Genomic DNA, 17,545 nt, shown 5'->3' with positions numbered 1-17,545 from the left:
GGCTCTCCCCGCCGCCCCCGCTTGCGAAAACCATCCGTTTTCATTTGCCACACCACAACTCTTTTTGTATCTTTGTTTAAATTTACAAACGATAACAAGGAAATAGAGCGATACTCGCATAAACAACCTCCCTATGAGCGAAGAAGAATTGCAGAAACAGACCTCTGTCAACATACAAGAAAAGGCGAACCTCATCTGGTCTATCGCCGATAAACTGGTGGGTCTATACAAGCCTCACGAGTATGGCCGGGTAATACTGCCCATGTGTGTCATCAAGCGGTTCGAAGATACCCTGGCCCCCACCAAAGAGGCCGTGATAAAGACCAACCAAGAGCTCGATGCCAAAGGTATCGTGGTTAAGAAGGGATTTCTCGAAGCGGCTGCCCAACAACACTTCTACAACACCAGCCGATTCACCTTCGACATTCTGCTGGCCGATGCCGACAACATCAAAGACAACTTCGAGAACTACCTGAGCCACTTCTCCGAGAATGTAATCGACATCATCAACTGCATGGAGTTCCACAACGAAATCAAGAAGCTGGCCGACAACAACCGCCTCTACCTGGTCATCAAGGAGTTCTGCTCGGCAAAAGCCTATCTGGGGGCCGATATGGTATCGTCGGTAGATATGGGCTACATTTTCGAAGAGCTGGTGCGCAAATTCTCCGAGTCGTACAACGACCAGGCAGGAGCCCACTTTACGGCCCGCGACATCATCTACCTGATGAGCGAGTTGCTGGTAGGCGACCGGGAAGCTCAAATGAAAGAACAAGGCATTGTCGCCTCTATCTACGACATGGCCATGGGCACCAGCCAGATGTTGGCCTGCCTCGACGAGCGCTTCCGGCAGATCGACCCCGAGGCCGAAATTACCTGCTTCGGGCAGGAGCTGAACCCGCAAACCTACGGCATTGCCAAGGCCGACATGCTCATCAAGGGTGGCAATACCGACAACATGCGGTTGGGCGATACTCTGGGCAACGACCAGTTCAAGGAGTATCACTTCGACTACATCATCTCCAATCCCCCCTTCGGTATCGATTGGGAAGCCTCCGAAAAGAGGGTCGTGGCCGAGCACGAATTAGGCGAGGCCGGCCGCTTTGCTCCAGGTTTGCCGGCCAAGGGCGACGGGCAGATGCTCTTCATGCTCAACGGTGTAGCCAAACTCAAAGACGACGGCCGCATGGCCATCATCCAAAACGGGTCGCCGCTGTTCAAGGGCGACGCCGGCAGCGGCGAGAGCGCCATACGCGGCTATCTGCTCGAACACGACTGGCTCGAAGCCATCATACAGTTGCCCAACGACCTCTTCTACAACACCGGCATTGCCACCTATATTTGGGTGGTAAGCAAAAACAAGACCGAAGAGCGTACCGGCAAAGTACAGCTTATCGACGCGAGCAAATGTTTCGAAAAGCTGCGCAAGCCGCTCGGCAACAAGCGGGTAGAGATTTCTACCATCTGCCGCGACCTCATCATGCAAGCCTATCGGGGTTTCACCGATTGGGAGTATACCGATGAACAGAACCCGCAACTCAAGGTAGAAAGCAAGGTAAAAGAGGTGGAGGACTTCAAGTTTACAAAACTGATTATAAACCGCCCCCTCCGCCTGGGATACAAAGACATCCACTTCGACGAGGCTACGGCCGCCGGCTATAAGGAGGCCGACAGAGCCCTGCTGAAAGAGGTGGCCACATACTGGGAAAACAACCTGCCCAACCATGAAGAATGCCCCGATATTACATTCTTCCTCGCTCTGAAGAGGGCCAAGATAAAGGTGCCGCAAGGGAAAGTCGCCCTTCTGAGAAACTATTTTGGCAAACGCAACGCCGATATGGCAGAGGCCTACGTAAAGCCTACCGACCCGGAAAGCGGATTTGCCCCCGACCCGGAACTGAAAGACAGCGAGATTATTCCGTGGAAAGAGGACCTTGCGGAATACCTCGACAAGAATGTGCGCCCGTATGCCCCCGACTTCTGGTACAACGAAGCCGAAAGCAAAATCGGCTACGAAATACCTTTTACCCGCGAATTTTACAAATATACCCCGCTCGCGCCCAGCTCTGTCATTTTCGATGAACTGAAACAGTTGGAAGAGAGAGAGTTGGAACTGATGTCCAGGCTATTGAGGTAATGACGAACGGCAAAGGAACCTTTACGAACGAGATTGATTTCTCTGACTATGACAAACAGAAGGACTTGACGGTTATGGAAAACAGATACGATAGATATAAAGACAGTGGCATCGCTTGGATTGGGGTGATTCCAGAGCATTGGGAGGTAAGAAAAGGAAAAAATATTTTCAAAAAAGAAGAAAGGCCTGTAAGAGACTTTGATGAAATTGTAACCTGCTTTAGAAATGGAGAAGTAACTTTACGTTCTAACCGAAGAATCGATGGTTTTACAAATGCAGTAAAAGAAATTGGATATCAAGGTGTTCGCAAAGGCGATTTGGTCATTCATAACATGGATGCTTTTGCTGGAGCAATCGGTGTTTCCGACTCTGACGGAAAATCTACCCCAGTATATTCCATCTGTACTCCCAGAAATGACACTGAAGCTAATACTTATTACTATGCTTATTTACTTCGCTCTTATGCTTTAGGAGGAGTCATCCAATCTTTAGCAAAAGGAATCAGAGAAAGATCAACAGATTTTAGATATAAGGAATTTGGAGAACTCTTCTACCAACAGCCTCCCCTTGCCGAACAACAAGCCATAGCCGACTACCTCGACCGGCGGTGCAGCGAGATAGACGAACTGATAGCTTTGCAAGAGGAGATGATAACCAAACTGCAAAGCTACAAGCAATCGGTCATTACCGAAGCGGTTACCCGGGGTCTCGATAAGAATGTCCCCTTGAAAGACAGCGGTATCGATTGGATTGGGAAAATTCCGGAGCATTGGAATTGTACTGCATTTAAACGGTTATTATTAGAACCAATGCAATATGGAGCCAATGAACCGGCAGAAGAATGTGATTACAATAATCCAAGATATATAAGAATAACAGATATAAAAGAAGATAGAACTTTGCGGGATGATACTTTTAAATCTTTACCCTTAGAAAAAGCTAAAGATTATATATTATCTAAGGGTGACTTGTTATTTGCAAGAAGTGGAGCAACAGTAGGAAAGACATTCTTATATAACGAGGATAATGCAGCCTGCTTCGCTGGTTACCTAATAAAAGCTAAATGCAATAAAAAGAAGCTTGTACCTAATTTTGTATTTTATTATACTCTTTCAAATATATATCAAAATTGGAAAAATAGTATCTTTATCCAATCTACAATTCAAAACATTGGTGCAGACAAATATTCTTCAATGCCTATTATAGTTCCCCCTCTCGCCGAGCAACAGGCCATAGCCGACTACCTCGACCAGCGGTGCAGCGAGATAGACGAACTCATCGCCCTCAAGCAACAGAAAATCGAGAAGTTGAAGGAGTACAAAAAATCATTGATATTCGAGTGCGTAACCGGAAAAAGGAAAGTGAGTTAACCGGGAAAACACCAAGAGCCACCAATAGCACATTGTGGCTGACAGACAACTAAAAAAACGGGAGATTGATTATGGATACCACAGGATTGAAAGAGAAGAATTTCGAGGCCGACATCGAGCGCTATCTGCTCACCGAGGGTGGCTACACGCCGGGCAATCAAGCGACCTACGACAAAGAGCGTGCCATAGATATGCCGGTATTGGTCTCTTTTATCGAGAAGACTCAGCCCAAAGCCTGGAAACGCTACACGACCAAATATGGCGACAAGGCCGAGAACCGGCTCTACCGCCTGTTTCAAGAAAACGTAACACGCTACGGCCTCATCCATGTACTGCGCAAAGGCATCACCGACGCCGGCATACCCATCCGGTTCTGCTACTTTGCTCCGGCCTCGTGGCTAAATGATGAACTGGTGGCCAACTACCGGGCCAACATTCTCACGGTCACCCGGCAGTTTGCCTACTCGGTACACAACCGCAACACCATAGATATGGTACTGTCGCTCAACGGTATCCCGGTAGTGGCTCTCGAACTGAAAAACCAGTTTACCGGGCAGAATATCGAAAACTCGAAACGCCAGTGGCGCGAAGACCGCGACCCGCAGGAACCGCTGTTCCGGTTCGACAACCGCATATTGGCCTACTTCGGGGTAGACCTGTATGAAGTGGCCCTGACCACCGAACTGAAAAGGGAGAAGACCTTTTTTATCCCCTTCAACCAAGGGTCGAACGGTGCAGGCCAAGTGGGTGGTGCAGGCAATCCCGAGCGCCAGGACGGGGGCTATGTAACCTCGTATCTGTGGGAACACATCTTGAACCGGGAGATGCTGCTGGCCATCCTGCAACGCTACATATCCCGGCAGCAAGAGGAGAAACTGAAAATCGTCGTCGACAAGCATGGCCAGGAAAAAGAGGTGACCGAAACCTCGGTAAAGATCATATTCCCGCGCTACCACCAACTCGATGTGGTGGAGAAGCTGGTAGCCGATACGTACCGGAACCACACCCAAGAGGCCGACAACGAAGACAGAGAAACGACCGGCTACAGCCTGGCGGCCGAACCGCTGGGACCCTATCTGGCTCACTGCCCCACCCCCAGACGCCACACCGGTAACAACTTCCTGATTCAACACTCGGCCGGCTCGGGCAAATCGAACTCGATAGCCTGGCTCACCTACCGGCTGGCCTCGCTGCAAAATGCCCGCCAGCAAAACATGTTTAACAGCGTGTTTGTGATTACCGACCGACGGGTATTGAACAAACAGTTACAAAGCACCATCCTGGGGTTCGACCACATCGAGGGGCAGATAGAGACCATCACCGACAACGACAACTCGGAAAAACTGGCCCAGGTAATCAACAACGACAACTCCCGCATCGTCATCACCACGCTGCACCGGTTCCCCATCATCTACAAAGAGCTGAGCAGCCGCAGCGGCAAACGCTATGCCATAGTCATAGACGAGGCTCACTCGTCGCAATCGGGGAAGAGCGCCGAGAAACTGAAGGCGGCCCTGGCCGATACCGACGAGGCCTTGCGGGAATATGCCGAACAGGAGGAACTCGAAGTGGAGGCTCTGGAGAAGAAACGCGACGCGCTGCTCGAAGACCTGCTGGCCCAGGGACAACACCGCAACCTCTACTTCTATGCCTTCACGGCCACCCCTAAGCCCAAGACTTTGCAAACCTTCGGCGAACTGGTAGAAAAGGGCGAAACACCCGAAAAAGACCGGTATGCCGCTTACCATACCTACTCGATGCTGCAGGCCATCGAAGAGGGGTTTATCATGGATGTACTCAAATACTATACCACCTACGAGACCACCTACGAAATAACCAAAAGCATCGAGAACGACCCCTCGTACGAAGAGACCCCGGCCACCCGTGCCATCAAAGCCTATCACGACAATCACCAGCATGTGATTGAACAGAAAACGGCCATCGTGGTCGAGAAATTCAGAGAGGTGACCCTGAACGCCATGCAGGGCAAGGCCAAGGCCATGCTGGTGTGCCCGTCGCGCGCCCATGCCGTAAGGTATTTCCTGCAAATCAAGCGATACTGCGCCGAGCACCATATCGACGACGTGAAACCCATGGTCGCCTTTTCGGGGGTCGTATCGTATGAAGGCATCGAGTATACCGAACCCAAGCTGAATTCGGCCGACGGGCGCAACATATCGGAGAGCCGCCTGCCCCTCTATTTTGCCTCGGACCTGTACAACTTGCTGGTCGTAGCCGACAAATATCAGACCGGGTTTGACGAACCACGCCTGCACACGATGTTTGTAGACAAGAAACTGAAAAACGTGAAGGCCGTGCAGACCCTGTCGCGCCTGAACCGGTGGCACAAGGATAAAAAAGACACGTATGTACTCGACTTCTGCAACACGCCCGAAGAGATAAAGAAATCGTTTGAGCCTTTCTACAAAGGCACAGAACTGATAAAACCGGTAGATGTAAACTACGTGTACACCTTCCGCCAGGATATACAGATGTACCACCTGTGGAGCGAGGCGGACGAGCAACGGTTCTACGACCTGCTAAGCGGAATTGAGAAGCAGAAGGACCGGCTGGGAGCTCTGTCGAATGCCTTCAAGAGCACGATTGCCCGCTACGAAGCACTGGACGAGGAGAAGCGTTTTGCCGTGCGGTCGAAGATAAAGAATTTCATACGGTTCTATGCCTACATGGCCCAAATAGAACGCACCTACGACAAGAGTCTTTACAAGGCTTATGTCTATGCCGACTACCTGTACCGCCTGTTGCCGAAGAACGCCAAGACCAGAGTAGACCTGAACAAGCAAATCATGCTGCTCTACTCGAAAATAACCGAGGGCGAAACGGTCTCTATCACACTGGACTCGCACGTAAAACCGCTTGAGGGAGAAAAGCCCAAGGGAAGCAAACCGCAAACCGCCAAAAAGGACCTGTTGAGCCAGATTATCGACAAGGTGAACCTCATGTATCAAGGGAACTTCTCGGAAAGCGACCGGGTGATTGTGGAGACAATCTACGACAGAATGGTAGCTACCGAAAAGAAAAAGTTGACCAAACAGGCCAACAATACCGATGCCAAACAGTTCGAAGAGAGCATCTTCCCGCATATATTCGACGAGGTGGCCCGAACCTGCTATGTGGAGCAGATGGATTCGTTTGGCAAGCTGTTTGAAAATCCCGACTTCTACAAAAACGTGATGACCCAGATGGCTCAAATCATCTACGAAAGCTATAAAGGGAAACGGTGTTAAAACCAATACCCCACCCGCATAGACAGACCAAGGGGGCACCCGGCCAGCCGGATACCCCCTTGCTATGAGGTTGCGACAGCGAATCAGCGATTGAGGTAGACAATCTTGTCGGCTTTGCGAGAGCCATCGGTGTAGACGGTTACCTTGATGACCAGGCTACCTTCTTGCGGCTCGGCAAGTTTGCGACCATCGATGGCATAGTAGTCGATGTGCGAAACCTCTTTTTCGACATTAGTCATGGAGGGAGCCTCGATAGCCGAGATGTCGGTCTTGGAGACGTCGTAAGTCACGTTTACCGTTTTGACAAACTCGTAGAACTGATTCTCATCGACCATGATGCCGCTCTCGCTATATTTGGCTACCCAAATAGCCATGGGGTCGATGGCGATTTCGCCTTTTTCGAGGTCGATCGAGGCACGCACCTTGCCATAGTTATTGGTTCCGGAATAGGCTACTTTGGTGGGCATATTGGTATCTTCGTCATACTCGCAGCCAGTGAGGATACGGTAATTCCCATCATTGGCCTGCCCGGTGAGAGTATGGCCAAACCACACTTTACCGGCTGTGCGATCGATGGTTCCGCTCAGGTGCACGCCATAGCCATACTGGTCGGCCTGCAAAATGTTGTAAATATCGATGTTATTGCCCGAGATGGTGACGTAGGAAGGACGTGATTCGATATACTCGTCCTGTTCATCGGCTGTTCCTACATATGAGGTATTGTTGGTAGTCCCATTGCAACGAGCAATGCGCGAGCCGCTGGAGAAAACGGACATTTGCATTTCTTCTCCTTGTATGGCCACGAGCATCAAATCGGAATTACACTCCCAAACGTTGTTGCCGATATATTTGTATTCGATGGGGCGCATGATTACCTCTTCGTCCTCGGTATTCCAGGGATAGAGATAAATCAAATAGGATCCAAAGTAATCGAACACAGGGGTCCCGGCGGGGATACTTATCTTGCCGGTCGTCTCGCTATACTCGGCTTTGAAATCGAGGCAGTTTCTCATATAAAATCCGCTGAGTGTAATCGAGTCGTTGCCAGCCGGCTCGATGGTGAACGGCTTCATCGACGCGAGGCTTTTCACGCCATTATAGGATTGTGAATTTAAAACGATGAAATCGCCTGTCATTTCACTCATCGAGGGGATAGTTGTCTCTTGCGCGCAAACCGATGCGGCAGCGGCCACTGCGGTGACCAGCATAAATTGTTTAAACATTTTCTGCATTTTATTAATTTATTGAATAATTATTTTTTTGACCATTGTTTGTGTGTTGTCGCCCGAGAGTTGCAGCAGGTATACACCGGCAGCGGCTCCGTCGAGGGAGAGTGTCAGCTCTTCGCCGGCACAGGCGTTGCCCACGGTTTGGGCCGCCACGCAGGCTCCCTGCAGGTTGTAAAGACGCAGACCGATGTGGCTGTCGGCATAGCCCATGAGCACACGCACCTGGTTGCCGTCGGCGATGACGATGTGGGCATTTGAGGTGCGATTGGGGTCAATGCCGCTTTCGTAACGGATACACTCTTTGATACCTGCATAAGCATCGATTTTACCATAGCCCCAAAGATTGGACCCACCATCGATTGTGCCGGTAAAATCGTCCTGACGGGAGGTTTTCTGCAAAATCTCACGGGCTATCTCGGGAGTCATTTCGGGGAAGGCCTGCAACCAGGTAGCCATTACACCTGTCACAAAGGGCGAGGCCATCGAGGTACCCTCCATATAGCCGAACTCATATTTCTTGTCGTTCCATGTAACGCTGCTGTACTTGATTTTGCTACCCGTGTAGTAGCTCGACAACGAGGAGATAATGTAAGAGCCCGGAGCCGTAATCTCGGGTTTCATGCGACCATCGGGTGTGGGCCCCTGGCTCGAAAACGAAGCGATTGCGTCCTGCGTTTCGCCCGACTTATAGGGTATTCCATATTGTGTGTAGTGATCGCGGGTGACATAGGCACCGACCGAAATAATGCGTTTCCCGGTTCCTCCTATCTCGCCCATGGTCGACGAGGTGTTGCCATCGACAAACCCGGGTCGGTCGAAGCTGCTGAGTGTAACCGTGTAGCCATCGCCCCACATATGCACGGTTCCCTTGTCCGACGTGATAAGGTAGAAACCTCGATCATAACTCGAACTGAACGAATAATAATCGGGAGAGAGCATCAGGTGGGTCTTCCCGTTTATCGGATTTATCTCACCGTCGACCGAGAGGCTGCCCCACACGCCGTCGTCCTGATAGCTGAAACTATATACCTTATTGTCGCACTGGGTCGCGCTGAACCGGGCCGGTTCGTAAACTTTCTGCAATTTGTTTTCCCCGGCATTGTAAGTAATGGGGACAAAGGTAATATCCATACCGGCATCGCCCCATATCTCGACGGTACCGTACTGTGCAGCAGGGGACACAAAGTCGAAGAAGACAGCCAGCGTGTCGGTTTTTCCGCCCTCGAAAGTTTTGCTGGCATGGAATTTATTCCCGCCTTCGTTACCGACCGACCCGACGAGAAGGCGACCGGGGCCTTGCAATTCGTCGGCCATGCGGTCGAAAGTCGATGAGCCGTCGCGAGGCCCCAACCAGCTGCCCAAGCTCAAATTGACAACACAGGGTTTGCCCTCCGACTCGGCATAGTCGAAGATATATTTTACGCCATCGAGCACAGAGGTATTATCGCCGTTGTACAACTCGGTCGTATTAAGCGACACCAGCACAATCTCGGCATCGGGAGCGACGCCATAGAGGCCCTTCCCGTCGGTACTGTCGGCTCCGGCAGCGATACCTGTCACGTGGGTACCATGTGTCGACTCGGTAATGTCGCAGCCCTTGGCAAGAATGTCTTCGGCAGTGGTATATTCACAGCCATAGCCGAACCCTTCGGGAGCCGTGCCCGAAACATTCTGATCCCACAAACGTTTGATGCGCAGCTCGCTCTTGTCTGCGGTATAGAAATTGGGGTGTCCCAAATCGAAACCATTATCGATGATTCCCACGATTACACCTTTGCCGGTATATCCCTCGGTGAGCGAAACACCGTTCTGCATATCGTCGACGCGCGTCTCCTTGCGAGCCTCGTCGAGTTCATGGGTAACGGGGGTTCCCATCTCGATGTATTTTACCGCATCGAGAGCAGCTATCTCGTCGAGAACCTCGAGCGGGATTTCGGCCGTGAACATGGAGCCTACCACCGTTCTCACCTCTACCCCATACGCGGTCAAAAGATCGGGGGTATATCCTTCATTCAAATGCACGAATGCCGATATTACCTGCCGGTCACGGGCATTGCTTTTCTTTAAAAGTGCCGTGCGTTTGGGACTATCGACCACTTGCTCGTTCTTGACCTGCTCTACATAATGTCGCGTATATGGGGACAATACAGATTGCCCCCATACCGACAGTGACATTATAGCGAGCAGCATCGCTATAAATAGTTTCTTCATGTTGATTTGCAATTAAGACTTACCGAACAATAATCTTTTGAACCGAGTCATTGCTCTTGACTATATAGATACCGGGATAAAGCGAACGCTCATAAACCGTCTCGGTAAACGAGTCGACAAGCATACCGCCGGCGCTGTAAATTGCAACGGCCCGCCCATCGGGATTGTCCACTCTCACGCTGTTCTTTCCTGTTGTAATCACGAGCTTGCTGTCTTCGCCCTTCACGGTTTCGATACCCGACGGTGCATCGAGACGAATATCGAATACGCGGAGATACTCATGGAATTTCTCGGAGGTCACGTGGAACGCATAGTAGTAAACGCCATCTTCGTCGACCGTGATAGGTACTTTATATTCGGTTACCGGATTATCTTCGCCGACACTGGGTACCTCGGGAATATCGAGCAGCTGCTTGGTCTGCTCTTCGGGAGTGCGGCCTTTGCCGAATGTTATCTCCATCGACTCGGGATATTCGGCCATCGACGAATAGGCTTTGAACAGCAAGGTATAGTTTACGCCCTTCTTATAATTGATGGGAGGAGCAATCAGCCAGTCATCGGCAGCCTGCGTTTCGTTATAGATATACAAGGCAGCGCCGATGCTCTTATCGAAATTCCAGCAGTAGCCGTCACCGTTCGAATCGATCAGCGTATAGTAGCCAAACATATCGTTCGGTTCGGAGAACAGTCCGCCATAAGGAGGATTGAGAGGCAAGCCGAGCACAAGCTCTTCGGAGAATGAATAGCCACCGTCTTCGCCCTCATAGGTCGAGACTACGAAATATCTGTAATAATTCATGTCGGCGGGGTGCGTCTCGGTAAAGGTGCACTCTTTAAGATTCTCGGCTACCACGCTATTGGTACCCTGGTAGTAACCGGTTTGTTTAATTACTCTGTAACGAATGTTGTCTTTGTCGATAATAGCACCGTTCACGCCAGTGGTAGGAGCTTCCCAGGTAAGCGTGGTCGTGAGGCCCTCATAAGAGAGTTTTACGTTGGTAGGAGCAGCAGGCAGGTCATAGCCGGCATAGAATGTCCGTTGGATAGTGGGCCCTGATCCCTTTTCGTTCGACAAGGTAATCGATACGGTGTGATTGTCGTTCAGCAAGGCAAGCTCCTCGCTCTTGAATAATGTGCCGGCTTGAGCCGTAGCGTCGACAAGCACCTTGTCGCCCTCGACAACCTTTATCTTCAAGTTGGAGTCGGTGAAGGGGTTGCCTCTATAATCGTTCTCGGGCAACCGGAATTGAATAGAGCCGCTTGCCGACCCCTCTTCGGGGGTTACATATTCAAAATCAGAGATAATGCCCGGTGCTCCGTTGTTGGGTTCTTTGAACCAAGCGCCGCTCACTTGATAGCAACGACTCAAATAAGAGACCATGGTAGCCTCGGCATTCGTGAGGTTCACCTCGAAGATGGGCGAATACTCGCTGTCCAGCTTGGAGCTGTTGCTTTCGAGTATCCAATAGGCCTTGCCCGTAGAGCGGTTGAGGAACATGGCCTGTTCGGTTCCGCTATTAAACAGATAGTCATCCGGGCCGAGCAGGTTCTTGGCGGTAATGTCTCTTACCTTCACGGCCAGGCCATCGGTCTTCCTGATTTTATAGAGGCTCGATACGCCCGAATCGATTACGATACTGTAAAGCATACCGTTGTTTGTCGAGACCAGAGTTTTAAAGCGCAGATTGCGATCAAAGTTGTCGCCTACCCGGGTCATATCGCCGGTCGCGGGATCGATTTCGACCAAATGAGAATCGGTAAAATCGACAACAATACCATAGATTTTGTCGTTGGTGATGTCATAGGCAAGTGATTTGGTGGTACATACGCCATTATCGGGCAGCTCTTTCTCGTAAAGCACCTCATAGGTTTCGGCATCGAGAATGGTCCACACCGGTTTTTGGGTAGACAGGTTGGCCTCGTCGTTGTATACGTTGCAATAGATTTTACCTTCGTGATATACACCGCCACCTGCAATATACCGACTGAACAAGACTCCGTTATCGTCGGGTTTGAACTGTTGGCCATACCCGAACTTGTACATACCCGGAGTCATCTCGTCGATTTGATTGATTGCCGAGAAGGTCACTATACCATACATCTCGACACCCTCCATGGCGATTCGCTGATTATACTCCTGAGCGACGGCCATATTCACACCACCCAAAAGCAATGCGGCCGACCACAGGAAACCTTTAAATAAGTTTTTCTTCATAGTTATATTAGTAAATAAGGCACTGCCCCTTGACAGGAGCAGTGCCATTGTTGATGGGTTTTATTTCTTAATCACTTTCAGCGTGAGAGTATTGCCTTCGCCGGTTACAGCTTTCACGATATAGGCACCGCGATTGAGACCGTTCAAGGCAATCATGCCGTCGGCATTGTCGGCATTCATTACCAACTGGCCTTGCATGTTGAATACCGAAACACTTTCTACATTTTCGGGAACATACAGCATGGCAGTCGATTGAGCATAGTACATGTTGCTGTTTTCAACAAGTTCGTCGATACCCATGCCATCTGCCTCTTCGATTTTGAAATCGTCGATAGCAATGATACCGGCATTTGCCGTAACAGCAGCAAACCTGAAATAGAGGCAGTACTCCATGGTGTAATCCGGAGTGTATTTCACCGAGAACTTGGTCCACTCGGTTACCGGCTCGAGAATGGTTTGGATTACCGGCAGCTCGATACCGCTATCTTCTTGCGTATAGGCCACCTCTACTTGGGCGCCGGTGATGTTCTCGCCATTGCCGGGCATATACAAGTAGTAGGAGATTTCGTAGGTCTTACCCGCTTCGAGCGAGAAATAAGGCGTATACAGAAGCTCGTCTCTTGCACCCAAAGTGTACTCGTTGGCGACAACAGCATATTCGCCCGAGTGAGCAGCCACGGTATTTTCGGGCATGGTAGTTACCCGGAAGAGAGCAGAGCTCGAGGTGCGGCAACCCCACTTGTTGGTGAAATTCGTATCGTCGACATCCGTGCGGTTTTCGAAATCCTCTTCATAGGGGAGTTCTACCGGCTCGTCCTTGGTCATCAGGCGGTATACCTTGAAGCTCTTCACCTGAACCTTCGAACCGTTTTCGCTCTCGACATGGATACCGAAATAGTTGCTTTCGTCCTCGGGGAGGAAAGTACCACCGACTTCCATCAAGGCATAGTTGCTCAATATGACATTGTCGAAGCTGTAAATTACCTCGGTCTGATCTTTCACACTCGAACCGTTACCGCGGGTGAAAGTAACATCGGCATATTGGTCGACATCGGTCATAAACTCGCACAATACATAGTACGATTTGCCCGGCTTCAAAGTAAGTTCGGGCGAGATGAGCCACTCGTCTTTGCCGGTGGTTACCATCTGGCCACCCTCGGCAGCCCAAGTCTTGCTGTCGTTGTCATTGTCGACAGCGGTCCAGCCGTTATCGCCCTCGGCAAAGTCGAAGATTTGGATTTGTTCTTTCAGGTAGCCGAAGGTGAAGCTGCTGAGCGAAACCACGGCAGTCGTGGCAGGGCCGGCCTCGGTATCGATGCAAGGCACAAATTTATAAATCTTTTGGCCTGTGAATTTATCAAAGTCGGCATAAGTATAGGTAAACGACATGGGGATACCCGTTTCGGCATCGACCGTACTTGCGTCGGGCATAACCACCGTAGGCTCGGCAATGAGTTCGGTGCCGTCATAAATTTGAGTCTTTATGACAGAACCCTTTTGTATCGTTTCGCCGTCGACATCGACAAGGGGGTGATTCCAGCTGAAGATTATGCTTTGATTGGAGCTGATAACCATAGCCCTTGCATTCATGACAGCTGCCGGCTTCACAGGTTCAATCTCAACGATTTGGTCTACGGCAAAATCGTCAATCTTAATATCGACATCGCTGGCACCATCGCTCGTGACTTTGATTACGAAGCAATACTCGGCAGCCTCATCGACGGTAAGGTCGAAGCTCTTTTCTTCCCAACTGGTCATGCCGGTCTGACTATTCACCTCGAGGACGGGCTCGCCCACGATGCTCTCTTGATTTTGATCCGTAGCTTTGTAAATGGCAATAGAATTATTGGCTTTCCCGCTCAACTGGAACATATTGAACTGGAAGCTAACCGTGTAGACATTACCCGGTTCGAACGAGAACTTGGGCGTATAGGCCACCTCTTCCCGTGCCTCGGGAGCATTGCCCTTAACCATCAAGGCATTGGGCCGCGAATAGGCGTTCATATAAATCGTAGCGGCTTGAGAGACATTGCGCACATAGAAACCAAGCTCATCGCTGCTGCGTTCTACTCTCCAACCGGTGGGTATTTCGGTATTTTTGTCGAAATTCTCGAAATAGGGAAGCTCCATCACCGGTGCCTCTTGATACTCTTGAATGTAGCATACGTTTACATTTCTCACACGCATACCGTTTTCTATATTACCGGCTTGGAAACCTATATAATAGGTACCGGCGGTCTCTACACTGAACTGCGGCGTGCTCGTGCTTACGAACCCGTTGTAGTAAATGTTGTTGAGCGACAGAAGCTCGGTATCCATGTTATCAGCGGTTTGAGCATCGCCCAACCATACTTGGAGGTTGCCTGCAAACGCTTCACTTGTAGCTACATCGAATTTAACGACATAACGCTTGCCCGGCTCGAGTTGTACACCCGGAGTAATGGCCCAGTCGTTGTGGTCGCCCGAGCTGGTCGTAGGAATGGTGATAGCCGAGGCCGAATAGTTCCACGTGCCACCGCCGTCCTTATTTTCGATAACCCATTTTGCAAAATCGTCGGCCGTATCCAAAGGTATATCCTGCAACAGAATTGCCTCGCCATTGATATCGTCGAGGTTGATGCTTGCTTCGACAGGCAACGATTCTATGTCGTTAATCGAAGCTACGACACGATACAGAACCATACCGCCGAATTTGGCAGGAGAATAGGTGTAGGTATCTTTTTCACCGACAGCGCGGTCTTCCAAGGTAGCCACCTTAACACCGTTTTCATAAATCGTGATGTCGAGAGTTTCGATAATAGGAGCTTCGGTGACATCGAACGCGGGGTTGGTCCAGTTCAAGGTTACCGTTTGCTCTTTATGATTGGAAGAAACTCTCAAACCGTCTACCGGTTGGGGCTTGGCTTTCGAGGTTTGCGATACCGAAATCTTATCCAACGAAATGATACCGTTGGGATTGGCCGTCGTCAGGTTGAAACCTATATACACATTGCCCGACTGGCTGCAAGTCAAACGAATCACTTTGTCTACCGACCCGCTGCCCAAATTGATGCTTTCGGTCGTAAGACTGTTGGTCATGCCTGCGGCCGTAGGAGTAGTACCCCATTTGATAACAACCTCGTCGGCATCGAATGCACCGGCTTGCGAGAGGGTGTAACGAATCACGTAGTCGTTGCCGGCAACCATATTCAAGGCCGGCGTGATGAGCCAGTCGTTGGCTTCGCCTATGGCCATGTTGCCATTATATGCAGGACCGGCATACCCTTCTTCCATGGCCCATTTCACATTATCGGTGTTGCTATCGATGACAGTCCAGCCATTAAGAGGCTCGCTCTCGTCAAACTGGGTCGAATAAATTTCGTTCTCCTCGGGCATTACCTCTACATATTTATCTATGGCAAACGATTGTATCATCAGAGTATTTCCACCCGTAGTCGATGTGTTATGGAACGAGAAATAGTAGTTGCCACTCGATGTCGGGGTAAAGATAATTTCCTCTATGTTTTCTCCTATTTGGTCAAAGTCAAGCTGTTTGATGGCCTGCATTTGAGCCTTATCGGTACCTTGTGTAAGAGTAACGACATCGTAATCCTTGGGAGCACCGTCTATCGCAATATTGGTTGTAATCTTATAAGCTACACCACCCTCGAGAGTTACCTGCGGCGAGAAAAAATCGTCATCGTGCGATCCCATACCGAGCATAACGCCGAAGCCGCTCGATGGAGTCCAAGTCTGGCCGTCATCGTTGTTGTCGGCCGATGTCCAATTTTCAGAATTATTTAAAAAGTCGATGCTGTAAGGCACTTCTACGACAACCTCTTCGGGAGTCTCGCCCGAGTCATCGCCCTCATACAATTTGAACTCAAAAAGGAAACATGAGCTGTTGTACTGCGGGCTCGTGTTGTGAAATGCAAAATAGAAAGTTCCGCTCGAAGGTGCCTCGAACGGAGTTTTTTGGGCTGCGGGATACTGCGAAGTACCATCGAGGGTAATATCGCTCAATTTTACGAACGTGCTCATATCGCTGGCCGAGCTCGCATAACCGATAGAAAGGTTGCTGCCGTTCCCGTTAAATTCCATACAGGCATTGCTCTCAATCGTGTATACCTTACCAGCTTCGAGCGTAAACCCGGGCGACACATAATAGTCGTTACACTCCGACGCATAATCCATCATCATCATGACACTGCCATAATAGGTACCTCCAATATAGGCCCACCGGGCATTATATCCCCAGGTGGTACCCGGCGTGGTACTGTTATCGACCGCCGTCCAGCCTTCCTGGCTATTGCCAAAATTAATCGAATACGGCAACGCGGTCTGCGCTTTACCGACATTTACCCCCGCAAGGAGAATAAATGTAAACACTACAAGTATTAGTTTTCTCATATCAACTGTTATTAAGTTATATTGTATTCGCAAGTTATAAAAATTAAAAATATTGAATATCTCAATATTCATAAAAGCGATTCACTTTCATGTATATTGAAATTATATTCACTATTTTGCAAATTTAGAATCTCCTCTTTTCATATTTATAAGGATACGCTCTACACACTACACACTCTACGATATGCTATTTGTCTCTTCTATAAATGTCTATATTCATTAAGTCTCTCGCACCTTGCACACCTTGGAAGAATTTCGCTTTTACAACCAAACTCCCCCTCGACGAATGCACGAAAAATAACCAAACCTTCAACAGGAAACAAGAATACCTACTGCTACACTATACACCGATGCACACACCTGTTTCGCACGACCCGCCAATACCGCGACTCTCTTTCTATGAAACTGGTGTGCACTTTTTTCATTACGTCTCTCCTGCTCGATGTCATCATTATACCACTGCATCTTGCCGCCATTTTTATAGAAATCCATGCAAAGATATAACATTATTACAAAAATAAGCTATTAAGTCTACTAATTTTACAACGAAACTCAAAAAAAGATAATATTCTGCTTTCGTTTTTTTGCTCTACGGTCACATTTTTCCAAGAGGCTTTTGATTCTCCGTGCATGACAATAGACTCAGAGTCAACCCTTCAGGTCCAGACAGAGCTTCGGCGAACAATCTTTTCAACCCCGCTACAAGCACTTGAACCGGCTCTTGCATTCGCCGCTGCAGAAGAGAA

Annotated in this window: 7 protein-coding genes; 3 read left to right on the top strand and 4 right to left on the bottom strand. The window is 49.6% G+C overall.

Annotated features, from left to right (window positions below; genetic code table 11):
- Positions 1-133: 133 nt before the first annotated feature.
- From Q1K76_RS09280 to Q1K76_RS09270, 3 genes are all read left to right on the top strand, one after another.
- The gene (locus Q1K76_RS09280; RefSeq protein ID WP_300132804.1) at positions 134-2,137 is read left to right on the top strand and encodes a class I SAM-dependent DNA methyltransferase; all 2,004 of its coding nucleotides are present in this window, start codon (positions 134-136) and stop codon (positions 2,135-2,137) included.
- Between the two features lie 74 nt (positions 2,138-2,211).
- Positions 2,212-3,507, top strand: a complete 1,296-nt coding sequence (locus tag Q1K76_RS09275) for a restriction endonuclease subunit S (protein ID WP_300132801.1) — start codon at positions 2,212-2,214, stop codon at positions 3,505-3,507.
- Positions 3,508-3,578: 71 nt separating this feature from the next.
- Complete coding sequence (locus tag Q1K76_RS09270) at positions 3,579-6,755, top strand: DEAD/DEAH box helicase family protein (protein ID WP_300132798.1); 3,177 nt, start codon at positions 3,579-3,581, stop codon at positions 6,753-6,755.
- An 83-nt stretch (positions 6,756-6,838) separates the two neighbouring features.
- Here the strand turns inward: Q1K76_RS09270 and Q1K76_RS09265 are convergent, their stop codons facing one another.
- From Q1K76_RS09265 to Q1K76_RS09250, 4 genes are read right to left on the bottom strand one after another with little or no spacing between them, the layout of a single operon-like run.
- A complete protein-coding gene (locus Q1K76_RS09265) occupies positions 6,839-7,978 on the bottom strand; it encodes a hypothetical protein (protein ID WP_300132797.1) in 1,140 nt (379 codons plus the stop codon).
- Between the two features lie 18 nt (positions 7,979-7,996).
- Complete coding sequence (locus Q1K76_RS09260) at positions 7,997-10,195, bottom strand: S8 family peptidase (RefSeq protein WP_300132794.1); 2,199 nt, start codon at positions 10,193-10,195, stop codon at positions 7,997-7,999.
- Positions 10,196-10,214: 19 nt separating this feature from the next.
- Positions 10,215-12,410 carry a choice-of-anchor J domain-containing protein gene (locus tag Q1K76_RS09255; RefSeq protein ID WP_300132791.1) on the bottom strand — a complete coding sequence of 732 codons (2,196 nt, stop codon included), beginning with the start codon at positions 12,408-12,410 and terminating at the stop codon, positions 10,215-10,217.
- 60 nt (positions 12,411-12,470) lie between these two features.
- The gene (locus tag Q1K76_RS09250) at positions 12,471-16,724 is read right to left on the bottom strand and encodes a choice-of-anchor J domain-containing protein (RefSeq protein WP_300132789.1); all 4,254 of its coding nucleotides are present in this window, start codon (positions 16,722-16,724) and stop codon (positions 12,471-12,473) included.
- Positions 16,725-17,545: the final 821 nt, after the last annotated feature.

Source organism: uncultured Barnesiella sp. (genome assembly GCF_946496565.1).
GTDB lineage: Bacteria > Bacteroidota > Bacteroidia > Bacteroidales > Barnesiellaceae > Barnesiella > Barnesiella merdigallinarum.
Note: the sequence above shows the minus strand (reverse complement) of the source record. Positions and strands in the feature narration are given on the sequence as shown.